General features: G+C 70.5%; 9 protein-coding genes and 4 pseudogenes. 8 read left to right on the forward strand and 5 right to left on the reverse strand.

The annotated features are described in order from the left end of the window. Positions 1 to 131: 131 nt before the first annotated feature. From pan2 to ACODNG_RS12995, 3 genes and pseudogenes are all read left to right on the forward strand, one after another. Positions 132 to 1,356, forward strand: a pseudogene (gene pan2, locus ACODNG_RS12985) (proteasome-activating nucleotidase Pan2). Positions 1,357 to 1,948: 592 nt separating this feature from the next. After that, positions 1,949 to 2,494: a pyruvoyl-dependent arginine decarboxylase gene (locus ACODNG_RS12990; RefSeq protein WP_434521652.1), complete on the forward strand. Its 546-nt coding sequence runs from the start codon at positions 1,949 to 1,951 to the stop codon at positions 2,492 to 2,494. Positions 2,495 to 2,595: 101 nt separating this feature from the next. After that, complete coding sequence (locus ACODNG_RS12995; protein WP_434521653.1) at positions 2,596 to 2,973, forward strand: DUF5811 family protein; 378 nt, start codon at positions 2,596 to 2,598, stop codon at positions 2,971 to 2,973. Between the two features lie 41 nt (positions 2,974 to 3,014). On the opposite strand, the pseudogene ACODNG_RS13000 reads toward ACODNG_RS12995, so the two are convergent. Continuing rightward, a pseudogene (locus tag ACODNG_RS13000) lies at positions 3,015 to 3,952 on the reverse strand (succinylglutamate desuccinylase). A 55-nt stretch (positions 3,953 to 4,007) separates the two neighbouring features. Then, positions 4,008 to 5,627 (reverse strand): lipopolysaccharide biosynthesis protein, encoded by a 1,620-nt coding sequence (locus ACODNG_RS13005; RefSeq protein WP_434521654.1) that lies wholly within the window; start codon positions 5,625 to 5,627, stop codon positions 4,008 to 4,010. Positions 5,628 to 5,747: 120 nt separating this feature from the next. Between ACODNG_RS13005 and ACODNG_RS13010 the strand changes: the two are divergent. After that, a pseudogene (locus tag ACODNG_RS13010) lies at positions 5,748 to 8,922 on the forward strand (FAD-binding and (Fe-S)-binding domain-containing protein). Between the two features lie 55 nt (positions 8,923 to 8,977). Here ACODNG_RS13010 and ACODNG_RS13015 read toward each other — a convergent pair. Both ACODNG_RS13015 and ACODNG_RS13020 read right to left on the reverse strand, forming a co-directional pair. After that, entirely contained in the window at positions 8,978 to 9,964 is a 987-nt protein-coding gene (locus tag ACODNG_RS13015; protein WP_434521655.1) for an aldo/keto reductase, read from the reverse strand. 476 nt (positions 9,965 to 10,440) lie between these two features. After that, positions 10,441 to 11,559, reverse strand: coding sequence for a pyridoxal-phosphate-dependent aminotransferase family protein (locus ACODNG_RS13020; RefSeq protein ID WP_434521656.1), 1,119 nt, complete (start codon positions 11,557 to 11,559; stop codon positions 10,441 to 10,443). Positions 11,560 to 11,675: 116 nt separating this feature from the next. Here ACODNG_RS13020 and ACODNG_RS13025 point away from each other — a divergent pair, with 116 nt between their 5' ends. The 3 genes from ACODNG_RS13025 to ACODNG_RS13035 all read left to right on the forward strand — a co-directional run bounded on the left by ACODNG_RS13025 (position 11,676) and on the right by ACODNG_RS13035 (position 13,961). Beyond that, entirely contained in the window at positions 11,676 to 12,272 is a 597-nt protein-coding gene (locus tag ACODNG_RS13025; RefSeq protein WP_434523100.1) for a metal-dependent hydrolase, read from the forward strand. Between the two features lie 97 nt (positions 12,273 to 12,369). After that, positions 12,370 to 13,398, forward strand: a complete 1,029-nt coding sequence (thyA, locus tag ACODNG_RS13030; RefSeq protein ID WP_434521657.1) for a thymidylate synthase — start codon at positions 12,370 to 12,372, stop codon at positions 13,396 to 13,398. Further along, on the forward strand, positions 13,398 to 13,961 hold the full coding sequence (locus tag ACODNG_RS13035; protein ID WP_434521658.1) for a dihydrofolate reductase: 564 nt from the start codon (positions 13,398 to 13,400) through the stop codon (positions 13,959 to 13,961). The genes thyA and ACODNG_RS13035 overlap by 1 nt, the downstream gene beginning before the upstream one ends. 43 nt (positions 13,962 to 14,004) lie before the next feature. On the opposite strand, the gene ACODNG_RS13040 is transcribed toward ACODNG_RS13035, so the two are convergent. Beyond that, positions 14,005 to 14,421 (reverse strand): thiol-disulfide oxidoreductase DCC family protein, encoded by a 417-nt coding sequence (locus ACODNG_RS13040; RefSeq protein WP_434521659.1) that lies wholly within the window; start codon positions 14,419 to 14,421, stop codon positions 14,005 to 14,007. 154 nt (positions 14,422 to 14,575) lie between these two features. Here ACODNG_RS13040 and ACODNG_RS13045 point away from each other — a divergent pair. Then, positions 14,576 to 16,287: pseudogene (locus ACODNG_RS13045) on the forward strand (HTTM domain-containing protein). Positions 16,288 to 16,348: the final 61 nt, after the last annotated feature.

The following is a 16,348-nucleotide window of genomic DNA, read 5'->3' on the forward strand; positions in this document are numbered from 1 at the left end:
TGATATCCCAGTACGTCAGCGGTCGGTCCGCGGCGACGGCGGCACGCGATCGCGCCGTCGGTTCACCGATCCCACGGTCTCTCCGTGACCCAAAGGCACATTTACGCCCGCATCTTATCCGGGCATAACGAATGTCTCACAGCCCCTCACTACCCGACCGCCCGCGGTTGGAGCTCGACCCCGAGATGAGCGACGCGGAGCGGCTGGAGGCGATCCGTCAGCACTTCCGGCGGATCGTTCAGGTGAACGAGGAACTGGAAGACCGGCTCGCGGACGCCGAGGGACGCCGCGGCGAGCTGAAAGACGACGTCGAACAGCTAAAACGCGAAAACGAGGTGCTGAAGACATCCTCGCTGTACATCGCGTCGGTCGAGGAGATCACCGACGACGGCGTCGTGATCAAACAGCACGGCAACAACCAGGAGGTGCTCACGCAGGCCGCCTCGCGGCTCGACGAGGACCTCCGCCCCGGCGACCGCGTCGCGATCAACGACTCCTTTGCGGTCCAGCAGGTGCTCGACGACGAGACTGACTCCCGGGCGCAGGCGATGGAGGTCACCGAGTCCCCCGACGTCGAGTACGCCGACATCGGCGGCATCGACGACCAGATCCGGGAGGTCCGCGAGGCAGTCGAGGACCCGCTCGAAAACCCCGAGCAGTTCGAGAAGGTGGGCGTCGAACCGCCGAGCGGCGTCCTCCTCCACGGCCCGCCGGGCACCGGGAAGACGATGCTCGCGAAGGCGGTCGCCAACGAGTCGAACGCGACGTTCATCAAGATGGCCGGCTCCGAGCTGGTCCGGAAGTTCATCGGCGAGGGCGCGCGGCTCGTCCGCGACCTCTTCGAACTCGCCGCCGAGCGCGAGCCGGCCGTCATCTTCATCGACGAGATCGACGCCGTCGCCGCCAAGCGCACCGACTCGAAGACCTCCGGCGACGCGGAGGTCCAGCGCACGATGATCGCAGCTGCTCTCCGAGATGGACGGCTTCGACGACCGCGGCGAGATCCGGATCATGGCCGCGACCAACCGCTTCGACATGCTCGACGAGGCCATCCTGCGCCCCGGCCGCTTCGACCGTCTCATCGAGGTGCCCGAACCCGGAGCCGAGGGCCGCGAGCGCATCCTCGAGATCCACACGCAGGAGATGAACGTCGCCGACGGGGTCGACCTCGGCGCCGTCGCCCGCGACTTGGACGGGTACAGCGGCGCGGACATCGCCTCGCTCGCGACCGAGGCCGGGATGTTCGCCATCCGCGACGGCCGCACCGAGGTCTCGCAGGAAGACTTCGAGCAGGCCCGCGACAAGCTTCAGGACGCCGATAAAGAGGACGAGCGGGTCATCAACTACCAGTACTGAGGCGACTACGTGATTGAAGTTCGGTTTTTGCGAGGTGCTGTTGGACCCGTTTCTTCGGCTGAAATTCCAGCGGTTCGTTTATAAATCGTTGATCACAGATCGGCGGCGACCACCGCCAAAGCCCCAGTCGCTCGCTTATAAATCGTTGATTACAGATCGGCGGCGAACACGCCAAAGCCCCAGCCGCTCGCTTATAAATCGTTGATCGCAGATCGGCGGCGAACACGCCAAAGCCCCAGCCGTGAGGCGGGCGCACGCTCGTTGCGCTCCTCGCTCGTTCGCTCCGCTCACTCGCTGCGGTGCTTACATCGCCTGCGCCCGCCTCACGGCAGCGTGGCGCGCAGCGCCACGGGCAGCCGGCGGCTCCGCCGCCGGCGACTGCCCCTTTGAGTCCCGCCCGCACCGCGCAGCACCGCACCTCACGCCTCCCCAACCTCGTCGCTCGCTGCGCTCGCGACTCCCTCGCGCGTGCTCCTCGCGCCCGCTGGGCGCTCGGAGGCACGCGCCACCGCTCTTTTATATGCGGTTTATATACCCGCGCCGGCGGGCGGGTTCGTAACTCCTTACCGCGCCCGTCGCCGATTCGGCGTCAATGAAGACTATCCACGTCGCCGGCGGCGTCGGGGTCGCCGACACGGCGATGGCCTCCTACGACGCCGCGCTCGCGGACGCGAACCTCCACAACTACAACCTCGTGGCGGTCTCCTCCGTCGTCCCCGCCGAGGCGACCGTCGAGGCGGTCCCGGAGGCGCCGGAGCTGGGTCCCGCGGGGAACCGCCTCACGGTCGTCGAGGCGCGCCGGACGATCGGGCCGGGCGACGAGGTGGACTTCCGCGAAGGCGGTCGCGCGGGCGCCGAGGGCGCCGAGTCGAAGCGCGCGCCCCGCCGGCACCCCGACGCGGTCGCGGGACTGGGCTGGGCGACCGGTCCCGGTCCGGGCCTCTTCTACGAGGTGACCGGCGAGGACGCCGAGGACGTCCGCGAGCGGATCGAGGCGGGACTCGACGCGGGCGCCGACCTGCGCGACTGGGACCTCCCGGACCGCGAGACGCGCGTCGAGACGGTGGCCGCCGAGCCGGACCGATACGCGACCGCGGTCGTGATCGCCGCCTACGGGGAGTCCGAGCCGATCCTGTAGCCGACCGGGCGGACCGGAACCGATCCGGCGTCGCGCCGGAGCCGCGGTCGCCGCCGCCGACGCCTTTTTGACTCGGCTCCGCGTACGAGTCGTGTCTTCGAATGAACGGCAACAACCCGTACGCCGGGGCACCGGGTGTGACGGACGCGGGCTCGCCCGCGACCGTCGACCTCTCTCCGGACCAGGAACGACAGCTCCGGCGCGCGGTCGCCGGAATCGTCTCGCGCACGGAGTCGTATCTCCCCGACAGCTACGCCGTCGGCTCCGAACTGTCCGTCGGCTCCGACGGCCCGCAGGCGACCGTCGCCGTCAACCCCCCGGCCGGCCACCCCGTCTCGGCGGGCTTCACGCCCGACCCCGAGGACCTCGACGCCGGCATCGCCGAGTCCGACACCGACGAGGTCGCCCGCGGGCTGGCCGCCAGCGCGGCGGTCCAGGTGATGGACGCCGTCGGTGACATCACGCCGACCGCGAAGTGAGTCTCCCGACCGCGAACCGAACTCCCCGACCGCGACCCGAGCTACTCCGCGTGTTCTGACCGGTCCGCACCGTTCTGCTCTCCGTCGCCGTCTTCCGTACTGCCCGGTTCATCGAGCGGATACACCCGAAGTTCCCCTTCGCCCGGCGGTTTCACGACGCCGGAGACGTGACCGTACATGCCGAAGATGTCGTCGTACCCCCGTTCGCTGGCGAGGATCGGGACCACGCCCGGCTCCTCGACGCGGTGGGTGTACACGTCGTCTTCGGCGAACACCGCGCCCTCCGGGATCGCCTCGAAGTTCGCGTAGTGGACGCGCGGCTCCCCGCCGCCCTTCGGCACCTCCTCGCGGCCCTCCACCACGACCGTCTCCGAGAACGTCGGCGGCTCGTCCGCGAGCGCGCCGTGAGCGCGGAGGAAGGCCCGACACGCCTCGTAGCCGAACTCGACGGCCTCCTCGCTCCCCTGACGGCCCACCTCGATCGAGACGGTGTGGGGTATCGCCGAGTCCAGCGTCGTCGACCGCAGCCCGCCCGCGTCGACGACGTGATCGACGGGGAGCCCCGTGACGGTGCGGCGGACCGACTCCGTGAGGTCGCTGTAGATGGCGAACGGCGGCGGCGCGCTGTGGGAGGTGTGGAGCGCGAGCACGGCGTCTACCCCCTCCAACTCGGCGGCGAGCCGCGGCGCGAGCGCGCGCTCGTACTCGTCGCTGTCGGCGTCGCCCGGGAACGCCCGGTTCAGGTCGGCGTCGGTGTAGCGCGTCTCGGCTTCGATCGCCGGCTCGTTGGCGAGTATCAGCCGGACGAACCCCTCGGACTCCGCGTCGCCGTCGGTCGCTTCGCCGTCGGGCAGGTCGAGGGGGAGAGTACCGCCGCAAGCCGCTCCACGATCCGCACGCCCGCGGGCTCGTCGCCGTGGATCCCGCCGACGATCGCGACGCGGGCGGACCCCGCCGACTCGCGGTCGATCGTTTGCATACCGTCAGTACGTCGCGGTCCGCCAATAAATCGTCGCGATCCGCTCGCGGGGGAGTCAGCGGTCGAACCGCTCCGCGAGCGCGACCCGGTAGCGCCGCGCCAGCCGCCGCGCGACGAAGCGGTCGCGGGGGTCGACGCCGAGGATCCAAAGCGACGCCGCGTAGGCGGCGACTCCGGTTATCCCGCCCGCGAGTACCGCCGGGAGACCGGTCAGGAGCGCCCGAACCGCGTACATCGCGGCGATGGCGACGCCGCCGGCCGCGAGCGGGGTGAGGAAGGTGCGGTCGTACGGCCACAGCCCCTCGAAGCGGCGCAGGAGGACGACCTGGATCCCGTTCTGGACCGCGATGGCGAGCGACGTACCGAGCGCGGCGCCGACCAGCCCGTACCGGACGACGAACGCGTACGTCAGCCCGACGTTGAGGACCGCGAGCAGCCAGTCGAGCGCCATCCGCGCGTACTGGTGGTCGGTCATCATCAGGAGCCAGCCGGTCGCGCCGACCGCGCTTCCGACGAAGACGCCGCCGAGGTAGACGACGAGTGGGAGGTAGCCGTCGACGTACGCCTCGCCGAACAGCGCCAGTATCTCCCGGCCGTACACGACCAGCACGGCGAGGATCGGGACGACGGCGGTGACGATCTGTCGCGTGACGGAGCCGTACACCTCGTTGAGCGTCGCCGTCCGGTCGTTCGCGTACAGGTCGGAGGCGACCGGCGGGAGCAGCTGGTTGAAAGAGAGGAGGGGGATCCACGCGACCGCGATCACCACGAGGACGACGTTGTACACGCCCGCCGCGGTCGCCGTCAGCAGCGCCCCGACGAGCAGCACGTCGACGCGGTTCTGGAACACCTTCCCGAGGCTGCTCATCGCGACCGGGGCCGCGTGGTCGTAGAACCGTCGGGCCTCCGCGCGGGCGCCCCGGAGCGACGGGCGGACGCCGGTGACGGACGCGGAGAGCGGGACGGCGGCCGCGGCGAGCAGTCCGGTCGCGGCCACGATCGCTCCCGCGACGCCGACGACGGAGTAGCCGAGCGCGAGCGCGCCGAGCGCGCCGACGAGCCGGACGCCCGGCCGCAACAGCTTGTTGAAGAGGATCTCGCCGCGGGCCGACCCGACCGCGCGGAAGAGCGCGGACGCGACCATCACGACGCCGAGCAGTCCGACCAGCGCGCCGAACGAGCGCATCGTCCCCGTGAACGCCGGCTCGGTGACTGTGCGGGCGTTTATCGCCGGCGCAGCGAGCCAGACGCCGACCGCGATCGCGACTCCGAAGCCGAGCGTCGTCGCGTACGCGAGGCCGGCGACCGCGCTCCGTCGGTCCGCGTCGCCCGCGTACTCCGGGAGGTAGCGCTGGATGGCGGGGACGCTGCCGAACGTCACGACCCGGGAGAGAAGCTGGGCGATCCGCCACGCCAGCGCGTACACGCCGTAGGCGGTCGGACCGAGACCGCGGGTCAGCGCGAACTCGGTCGCCGCGATCAGCGCGCGCTGGCCGGCGACGCCGCCCGAGGTGAGCACCGCCCCGTGCGCGATGGTCTCCAGGGCCTCGCGCTCGTCGTCCGGGATCGCGTCGCGGTCGTCGGGAGCTACGCCGCCTTCGCCGTCGCGACGCTCGTTGCCCTCGCGGCCGTCGTCGTCGAAATCCCTCGCCTCCTCGTCGCGTTCGTACTCCACGGTCGTCTCCGTCGGTCGGTCGCGGTCCCGCGGAAAAAGCGGCGCGCTTCGCGGCCGCCCTAAATGAATATAATTATTGTTCACAAAGGATTTATGCCGCTCATCCCACCCACCTTCTACATGGACGGAACCGGCCCGGCCGGGGAGGGGGACTCGGGAGCATCGCGTGAATCGACCGAGATCGACCGCACACGGCGGGCCGCGTCGGACGGCGGAGTCGCCGCGGAGGGCGCGGAACGCGCGCGGGGAACGGCAGGCGAGATATCAGAGACTGACCCGGATCGGTCGGCCGCCTCGGCCGCCGCGCTGGGTCATCACCGACCGGACGTCGAGGCCTACCGGGCGCTCGCGGCCGACCTGCGCGACGCGGTCGCGGGCGGCGTCGAGTTCGACGAGTACGCGCAGGTGCTGTACGCGACCGACGGGAGCGTCTATCAGGCGCGACCGGCGGGCGTGGTCTACCCTCGCGGCGTCGACGACGTGCAGGCGGCGATGCGCGTCGCGGCCGACCACGGCATCCCCGTGCTACCGCGCGGCGCGGGTTCGTCGCTCGCGGGACAGACCGTCGGTCCCGGCTGCGTCGTGCTCGATCTCTCGCGACACATGGATTCGATCCTGTCGGTCGACCCCGACGCGCGCCGCGCCACGGTCCAGCCGGGCGTCGTCCAGGACGACCTCGACGACCGGCTCGCCGAGGACGGCCTGAAGTTCGCGCCCGACCCCGCCTCCTCGGCGCGCGCGACCGTGGGCGGGGGGATCGGCAACAACTCCACCGGAGCGCACTCGGTGCGCTACGGGATCACCGACGCCTACACCGAGGAGCTTCGCGTGGTGCTGGCGGACGGTTCGATGATTCACACCCGCGAGGTGGTCCTCGACTCCCCCGAGTACGAGGCGATCGTCGCGGGTGAGCAGGGCGGCGAGCGCGAGGCCGCGCTGTACGAGACGGTCCGCGCCCTCGTCGAGGAGAACGCCGATGAGATCGAAGACCGGTACCCGACGCTCAAGCGGTCGGTCTCGGGGTACAACCTCCACAAGGTGATCTCCGAGAACGACGACGGCGAGGAGGTGATCAACCTCTCGAAGCTGTTCGTCGGTGCGGAGGGGACGCTCGGCGTCGTCGTGGAGGCCACCCTCTCGCTGGTCACCCGGCCCGAGGAGACCGCGCTCGCGCTGTACGCCTTCGGCTCGCTCGACGCGGCCATGCGCGCGGTCCCCGAGGCGCTCGAGCTCCCGGTGAGCGCGGTCGAACTGATGGACGACGCCGTCGTCGAGCTGGCGGCGGGGTCGCCGGAGTACGCCGAGTACGCGGAGCCGATCCCGGACCGGGCGGCGGCCGCGCTCATGCTCGAGTGGGACTCGGAGCTGGTCGACGAGTTCGAGTCGGCGGTCGCCGACGCCAACGACCGCTTCCTCGGCGACGGCGACCGCGACGCGTTCGACGTCATCGAGGCGTACGACGATGGGACCCAGACCGACCTCTGGAACCTCCGAAAGGCGGCGATCCCGCTCCTGATGAGCATGGACGGCGACGCGAAGCCGTACCCGTTCATCGAGGACGCGTCGGTGCCGCCCGCGGAACTGGCCGACTACGTCGCCGCCTTCGAGGAGGTCCTCGACGACCACGGCACCTCCGCCGCGTACTTCGCGCACGCCGGGGTCGGGACCCTCCACATCCGGCCGATCCTCTCGCTGAAGGAGTCCGAGGGCGTCGAGACGATCGCACGACATCGCCGACGACGTCACCGACCTCGTCTTGGAGCACCACGGCGCCTTCTCCGGCGAACACGGTGACGGCCTCGCGCGCACTGAGTTCAACCCGAAGATGTACGGCGAGGAGCTCTGGGCGGCGTTCCAAGAGATGAAATCGGCGTTCGACCCCGAGTGGCGCATGAACCCCGGCAAGGTCGTCTACGTCGACGGCGACACCGCCGCCGAGCGCGGCTATCCCGAGTCCGCGGCCGACACTGACATGCGCGAGAACCTCCGGTACGGGCCGACGTACCAATCGGTCGAGCCGCAGACGGCGCTGGACTTCTCCGACGAGGGCGGCTTCTCCGACCTCGTCGAGCTGTGCAACGGCTGCGGCACCTGCCGCGAGACCGACTCCGGGACGATGTGTCCGACCTATCGGGCCTCCGGCGAGGAGATTCAGACGACCCGCGGCCGGGCGAACATGCTCCGGGCCGCGATAAGCGGCGAACTCGACGACGAGGAGATCCACTCCGACCGGTTTCAGGCGGAGGTGCTCGACCTCTGTGTCGGCTGTAAGGGCTGTCAGAGCGACTGTCCGACCGGCGTCGACCTCGCGAAGCTGAAGGCGGAGGTGAAACACGAGCACCACGAGCGGGAGGGGTCGGGCCTGCGCGAGCGCCTCTTCCGCGACATCGACCGGCTCTCGGCGCTCGGGAGCAGACTCGCGCCGCTGTCGAACGCGGCGACGAAGGTGCCCGGGGCCCGGACGGCGATGGACGCGCTCGCGGGAATCGCCCCCGAGCGCGCGCTGCCGACGTTCCGGTCGACGAGCTTCGAGGAGTGGTTCGCGGCCCGCGGCGGCCCCGCGGTCGACCCGAGCGACGCGGTCGACGCGGTCGCGCTGTTCCCCGACACGTACACCAACTACAGCTACCCGGCGGCCGGGAAGGCGGCGGTCCGCGTGCTGGAGGCGGCCGACATCCGCGTCGAGGTTCCCGGCGACCTCGCGCCCTCCGGCCGCGCCGCCTTCTCGACGGGGTTCCTCGAAACGGCCCGGGAGCGCGCCGAAACCAACGTCGCGGCGCTCGCGCCCCGCGTTCGCGAGGGGCAGTCCGTCCTCTTCGTCGAGCCGTCCGACGCGGTGATGTTCCAGGACGAGTACCTGGACTTACTCGACGGCGCGGACGCCGAGGCGGTGTCGGCGGCCGCGGCGGGCGTCTGCGAGTACCTCGACGCCCGTCGGGTCGACGAGCGGCTGTCGTTCGACGCGCCGGCAGAGACGCTCACCTACCACGGCCACTGCAACCAGAAGGCGACGAACGCGGACCACCACGCGGTCGGCGTGCTCCGACGCGCCGGCTACGGGGTCGACCCGCTCGACTCCTCCTGTTGCGGGATGGCCGGCTCGTTCGGCTACGAGAGCGAACACTACGACCTCTCTCAGGCGATCGGTCGGATCCTCTTCGGACAGGTCGACGACAGCGACGGCGACGCGGTGACGGCGCCCGGCGCCTCCTGCCGGTCGCAGCTCGGCGACCGCGAGGGCGCCGAGGCGCCCCCGCACCCGATCGAGAAGCTGGCGGCGGCGCTCGACGAGTGAGGGCGTCGGCACGCGTCTCGCTCCCGCCTCGTCGCACGCCGGCCGCGTCTGCCCCCTACCAGCGCTGGTGGACGTGGTCGCGCACGTGTTCGTCGTACACGTCGCTCGCGGCCTCGCGCTCGGCGTCGGAGAGGGGTGACGCCTCGCTCGCGGCCACGTTCGCCCGGATATGCTCCGGCGTCGTCGACCCGGGGATAACGGTCGAGACGGCGTCGTGGTCGAGGATCCACCGCAGCGCGAACTCGGGCAGCGAGCGGTTGTCGGGCAGGCGCTCGTCGAGCGCGTCGACCGCGTCGAGGCCCGCCTCGAAGGGGACGCCCGCGAACGTCTCGCCCACGTCGAACGCGTCGCCCTCGCGGTTGTAGTTGCGGTGGTCATCCTCGGGGAACGCCGCGTCGCGCGAGAGCGCGCCCGTCAGCAGCCCGGACGCGAGCGGTACCCGGCAGATAACGCCAACACCGCGCGCGGCGGCCTCCTCCAAGAACAGCTCGGCGGGCCGCTGCCGGAACGGGTTGAAGATGATCTGGACCGACTCGACGCCGGGGTACTCCATCGCCTTCAGTCCCTCCTCGACGCGCTCGACGCTGACGCCGTAGCTCGCGATCCGCCCCTCGTCCGCGAGCGTGTCGAGCGCGTCGAACGTCTCGGGCCGGTAGTAGACGTTCGTCGGCGGGCAGTGGAGCTGGACCAGGTCCAGCGTTTCCATCCCGAGGTTTTCGCGCGAGCGGTCGACGAACTGCCGGAGGTTCGCTTCCGTGTAGCCGTCGGGCTCGTGCGGGTCGAGCCGGCGCCCGGCCTTCGTCGCGACGGTCACGTCGCCCGCGGCGATGTCGTCGGCGAGGACCTCGCCGACGATCCGCTCGGAGCGGCCGTCGCCGTACACGTCCGCGGTGTCGAAGAAGGTGACCCCGGCGTCACGGGCGGTCTCCACGGCCGCGACCGCCGCCTCCTCCGTCACCTCGCCCCAGTCGCCGCCGATCTGCCAGGCGCCGTAGCCGACCTCGCTGACCCCGCCGACCTCGCCGAGTTCGCGGTGGTTCATGTCGTCCGGACCTTGTTCGGGCGAACCCAAGGGGATTCCGGAGGCGGTGTCCCGCGCCTGGCGGACTGGCCGGACCGACCACTATTTATAAAGAGAGATGCGGTGGCGTCGCCGGCGGCAGAGCCGCCGGCTGCAAGAGGCGCGTCGCGCCTCCCTGCGTGCCTGCGAGCGGCCGCCCTCGGCGGCCGCGAGGAGCACGCGCGAGGGACGCGGTGAGCGCTCGAAGAGCGCGAACCGCGAGGCTGGGGAGGTGTGAGGTGCGGTTGCGGTGCGGGGCGGGACTCAAAGGGGCAGTCGCGAGGGCACAGTACGCTCGTTGCGCTCCTCACTCGCTCCGCTCGCTGCGGTGCTTACGTCGCCTACTGTGCCCTCACGGCTGGGGCTTTGGAGGTTGTCGTCGTCGATCAAACAGAGACGATTTATGAGAGATCGACTGGGGCTTTGGAGGTGTTCGCCGTCGCTCCGTCAGCAGCTATTTATAAAACATCCGCGAGCGCGTCCATCGTCTCGTCGACGCGGTCCACGCGCGCGTTGTGGCCCATGTGGCCGACCCGAAGCACGTCCCCCGCATCTTCGCCCAGCCCTGTTGCGAGAATAACGTCGCGCTCCTCCCGCAGCCGCTCCTGAATCTCCGCCGCTCGCCCGGGCGCCTCGAAGGCGGTCACCGTCGGCGAACTGCGCTCGGGGTCGGGAACCGTCTCCAGTCCCAGCTCCGCGCCGCGCTCGCGACACCGCGCCGCGGCCGCCTCGTGTCGCTCCCGGACCGCGTCGAGCCCCTCGTCGAGCAGGAGACCGAGCGCCGCGTCGAGCGCGACGACCTCCGTCGTCAGGTGGGTGTACGGGAACCCATCGCTCACGTCGCGGAACGGGAGGAAGTTCGTGTACAGCGAGTGGGGGTCGCGCGCCTCCATCGCGGCCCACGCGCGGTCGCTCACCGCGGCGGTCGCGAGGCCCGGCGGCGCGCTGAAACACTTCTGTGAGGCGCCGAGACACACGTCGATCCGGTCGGTCGGCACCGGGACGCCGCCGAGCGAGGAGACGGCGTCGACGACCGTGAGAACCTCCGCGTCGGCGGCTGCGATGCGGTCGAGCGCGCTCCCGATGTCGTTGAGCGTCCCGGTGGGCGTCTCGCAGTGGACCATCGTCGCGACGTCGAAGTCTTTCTCGTCGGCCGCCAGCGCCTCGTCGAGCGCGTCGAGCGGGAGCGGTTCGTCTGAGTCCGCCGCGACCAGCGTCGCCTCGCCCCCGTACGACTCGACGAAGTCGGCGAATCCCTCGCCGTAGAGACCGTTCGACAGGCACAGCACCTCGGTTCCGGGTTCGACCAGCGAGGCGACCGCCGCCTCCAGCCCTAAGATCCCCTCGCCGCCGAGGGCGACGACGTCCCGGGCCGCATCCTCGGAGCCGCCCACGCCGCCGGAACCGCCCGCGTTCCCGGATCCGCTCGGATCGACGCCGTACACCGCCGCGAGCCGGTCCGTGAGCCGGTCGTAGATCTCTCGGAACCGCGGGTCGACGTCGGGGTTGATGAGCTCGCGGGACATCGCGTCGCGCACCGGTTCGGGGACCGCGGTCGGTCCCGGCGTCATGAGCATACGCCTCGGTTCGGCCGCCCGCACATAAACGGTCCGCGGGAGGCTTTCCCGCCTCGCGGCGACCGCGACGCCCCGACACGCTCATATATTTCTGTCGCCTGCGTTCCGGTACGATGATGCTTCCGACCCACGTGCTGGCGGGGATGCTGCTCGCGGCCCCGCTGGTGCGGGCGGCGCCGGAACTGGCGCCCGTCGGGTTCGCCGCCGGCTTCCTGGGCGGGCTCCTCCCCGACCTCGACATGTACACCGGTCACCGGCGGACGCTCCACTACCCCGTCTACTACTCCGTTCTCGCCGTCCCGGCGCTCCTCGCGGCCGTGGCCGCGCCGTCGACGCTCACCGTCGGCGTCGCGTTCCTCCTCCTCGGCGCGGCGCTCCACAGCGTCGCCGACATGTACGGCGGGGGACTCGAGCTTCGCCCGTGGGAGGGGAACTCCGACCGCGCGGTGTACGACCACCACCGAGAGCGGTGGATCTCCCCGCGGCGCGGCGTGCGGTACGACGGCGCCGTCGAGGACCTCGCGCTCTCCGTCGGGCTGTCGGTTCCACTCCTCGTGCTGGTCGATCCGCCGCTCCGCGCGGTCGTGATCGGCACGCTCGCGGTTGCGGTCGTGTACACCGTCCTCCGCCGGCGCCTCGCGGAGATCGCGGCGGCGGTGATCCCGCTGCTCCCGGCGGCGTTCGACCCGTACCTCCCCGAGCGGTACCGGTGATCGCGGCCGCCGGATCAACGTTATTAGGTGCCCCGACTCGTTTCATCCGATAACAGTCCGCGCCGGTGACCGTCGGTCCCGGCGCGTCGAACCCACCATGCAACAGTACCTCGACCTCGTCGACGACGCGCTCTCGACGGGCACGTACAAGCCGAACCGGACCGGCGTCGACACCATCGCGACGTTCAGCGGGCAGTACACCGTCGACCTCGCGGAGGGGTTCCCCCTCCTGACCACGAAGAAGATGGACGGCTACCGCTGGAACTCGCTCATCCACGAGGTGTTGTGGTACCTCTCCGGCGAGGAGCACATCCGGAACCTCCGCGAGGAGACGAAGATCTGGGACGCGTGGGCCGACGAGGAGGGGAAGCTCGACACCGCGTACGGTCGGTTCTGGCGCCGCTACCCGGTCCCGGAGTCGGCCGCCGAGCTTCCGGGCGAGACGTGGCCCGACGACGCGGACCGCTGGGTCTCCGTCGAGGAGGACGCGGACGGGACACGGCGTCGCACGTTCGACCAGATCCAGTACGTCCTCGACACGCTCGAGGAGAACCCCCACTCCCGCCGGATGGTCGTGAACGCGTGGCACCCGGCCAACGCCGCCGTCTCGACGCTGCCGCCCTGCCACTACACCTTCGTGGTGAACGTCCAGAACGGGCGGCTCAACCTCCACCTGACGCAGCGTTCGGGCGACATCGCGCTCGGCGTCCCGTTCAACATCGCCGCGTACGCGCTGCTCGCGAACGCGCTCGCCCAGCGCACCGGCTTCGAGGTCGGCGAGTTCGGCCACACCGTCGTCGACGCGCACGTCTACTGCGGCCGCGGCGACCGCGGGAAGTGGTACGCCAACAACCTCCGGTACGTCCAAGAGCGCCTCGCGAACGTCGAGAGCAAGGGTGACTACCTCGACGTGAAAAGCTGGGTCGAACGCACCGCCCCCGACGAGCCGAACGGCCAGGAGGGGTACGACCACGTACCCGGCCTGCTCGAACAGCTCTCGCGGACCCCCCGCGAGCGCCCGCGGATCGAGATCGCCGACAAGCCGCTCGACGAGCTGACCTACGAGGACGTCGAGGTCGTCGACTACGACTCCGCGGACGGCATCTCGTTCGCGGTCGCGGAGTGATGGCGGGCGGCGGTTCCGGCGGCGGCGGTTCCGACAGCGATCCCGCCGACCCCGACCTCGTCCTCGTCGCAGCGGTCGCCGAGAACGGCGTGATCGGTGACGACGACGGGATGCCGTGGCACTACCCGGCGGACTTGGCGCACTTCAAACGGCTGACGACCGGCCACCCGGTGATCGTCGGCCGGAAGACGTACGAGGGTATCGCCGACCGGATCGGCGGTCCCCTCCCCGACCGGACCAGCGTCGTGTTGACGACCCGCCCTCTCGACGACGCCGACCTCCCCGACGGCGCGGTCGTGGCACACGAGGTTGAGACCGCGCTCGCGCGAGCGACCGCGGACGCCGCCGACCGCGGGGTCGACGCCGTCTACGTCATCGGCGGGGCGACCGTCTACGAGGCGTTCCTCGACCGCGCTGACCGGATGGTCGTCACCGAAATTCCCGAGCGCCCCGACGGCGACACCCGGTTCCCCGAGTGGGACTCCGAGGCGTGGGTCGAACGCGGCCGCGAGACCGACGGCGACCTCGCGTTCGTCACCTACGAGCGACGCGGCGCGGAGTGAAAGGGGTCGGGACGCGGGTCCCGCTTGCCCCGCGAACAGCGGCTCACTCCAGAAATCGCGACTCCATGTCGCCGGACGGCATCATACACCGGTCCTTCTTCCCGAACCAGCGGTACCGGTTGTCGGCGACGAAGTCGTAGGCGCGGTCGCGGACCGGCGCGGGGACGTACCGGAACGGGGAGAGCAGCCGATAGCGGCCACCGAGTCCCGTCGCGATCTGGATGATCGCCGACGACTTCACGTAGCTCTCGCCGTCCTCGATCAGGACGATCGAGTCCAGCTCCTCGTTCGCGAGGTCGTGTTCGGCCAGGAGCGACTGTCCCACGTCGGACTGGAGCGAGGCGAACCGGTACTTCCCCTCCGGATCGCGGGGGACGATGAACTGTACGAACCCGCTACAGAGGTTACAGACGCCGTCGAAGAGAACGATCGCGGCGTCCTCCGGGATGTCCCCGTCCATCACCCTCGGACGTACGCCGCCGTCGCAGTTGAGGATTCCGGTGGCTTCGAGCGGTTCCGCGCTCCGGGACCCGCCGAGACGGAGACGCCCGTTCCGGCGCACGGAAAACTTATACAGGTCCCACCGCGTCTCCAACAAGTTGGGTCACAAGATTATGTCTCGGAGTCCCTCGGTCGCGACCCTTCGGTCGCGGTTCTCTGCCGTCGTCCGACGGCTCTCGGCGGCGGTCGCCGCGCGAACCTCGGTGGACCTGCGCGCGCTCGCCGCCTTCAGGATCGGTCTCGGAGCACTGCTGATCGCCGACCTGCTCCGCCGCTCGCGCTCGCTGACCGCCTTCTACACGGACGCCGGCGTGCTCCCGCGACGCGCGCTGTTCGCCGACTACTCTGAGGTCTACTCGCTCCACGCGCTCTCCGGCGAGCCGTGGGCCGTCGCGTCGCTGTTCGCGGTCGCGGGCGCCGTCGCTCTCGCGCTGGTCGTCGGGTACCGGACGCGGCTCGCGACGGTCGTCTCGTGGCTGCTGCTGCTCTCCCTCCAGGCCCGGAACCCGATGGTGTTGAACGCGGGCGACGCCCTCCTCGCGATGCTGCTCTTCTGGGGCGTCTTCCTCCCGCTGGGCGCGCGCTGGTCGGTCGACGCGATCAGGCGCTCGGACGCCGAGAACTCCGGTGACGATGCCGGAGAGGAGGCAACGCCGGACGCCGGAGAGGAGGCGACGCCGGACGACATCGACGGCGTCGAGGACGAGGCGGCGCCGAAAACAGGTCCCTCGGCGGGGGACCGTGGGAGCGCCGTCGCGACGGTCGCCTCGATGGGAGTGCTCCTCCAGATGCTGGTGATGTACGTGACGAACGGCGTTCACAAGCTCGAGGGCGACCTCTGGATGAGCGGTGAGGCGGTCGCGTACGTCATGCAGGCGGACCACTTCACCTACCACCTCGGCAACCACATCACTGCGTTCCCCGCCCTGCTTCGCGCGTTCACGGTCATGTGGATCGCGCTGCTGTTCGCTTCGCCGCTGCTGGTCGTTCTCACGGGGTTCCCCCGTGCCGCGGTCACCTCGCTGTTCGTCGGCATGCACGTCGGGATGGCGGCCACGATGCGGATCGATCTCTTCCCCGTCATCGCCGTCGTCGGCTTCGTTCCGTTCTACCAGACGCCCGTCTGGGACGCAGCGGAGCGGGGGGTGAACCGGCTCGCCCCGTCGGCGGCCCTCGCTCGATGGCGTGCGCGCCTCGAATCCGTGGGGGGAGAATCGCCTCGCTCGACGCGTCGGCGCCTCGGTCGACCCTGAACGGCCGCCACGACGGCCTCAGAGACCGCCTCCACGCGGGGGTCGAGCGCGGACGCCCGCTCTTCTCGACGGTCCTGCCCGCCCTGTTCGTCGTGCTGATCGTCCTCTCGAGCGCGCAGTCGGTCGGCTACGGCGAGGTTCCGGACCCCGGCGAGGAGGTCTTAGAGACCGTCGAGATGGACCAGCACTGGCAGATGTTCGCGCCCGAACCGGCCCGCACGACCCGGTGGTTCGCGGCTCCCGGCGTCCTCGAAAACGGGAGCGAACGGGACGTGCTCCACGACGCCGAGGTGTCCTTGGACCGACCGCCGGACATCGACGCGACGTATCCCACCGCGCGCTGGCGGAAGTACCTCTCGAACGTCCGCTCCGGGAACAACGAAAATCACCGCTCGTACCTCGCGAACTACCTCTGTGAGGAGTGGAACCGAACGCACGCGACCGGCGTCGAGAACGTCACCGTCTACCAGGCGTACGAGCGGACCGACCCCTACAACGGGACGGTTGAGGCCGCGAACGAGTTCGAGCTGATAGAGTACGACTGCTCGGGCGAGTTCGTTCAAAACGAGTGACCGCCGTGCGGTTGGCGGCGCGACCGTCCGTCGGTTCCGACGCTCGACGACCGACCGGTCC

Source organism: Halorubrum sp. AS12 (assembly GCF_051122765.1).
GTDB classification, from domain to species: Archaea; Halobacteriota; Halobacteria; order Halobacteriales; family Haloferacaceae; genus Halorubrum; species Halorubrum trapanicum.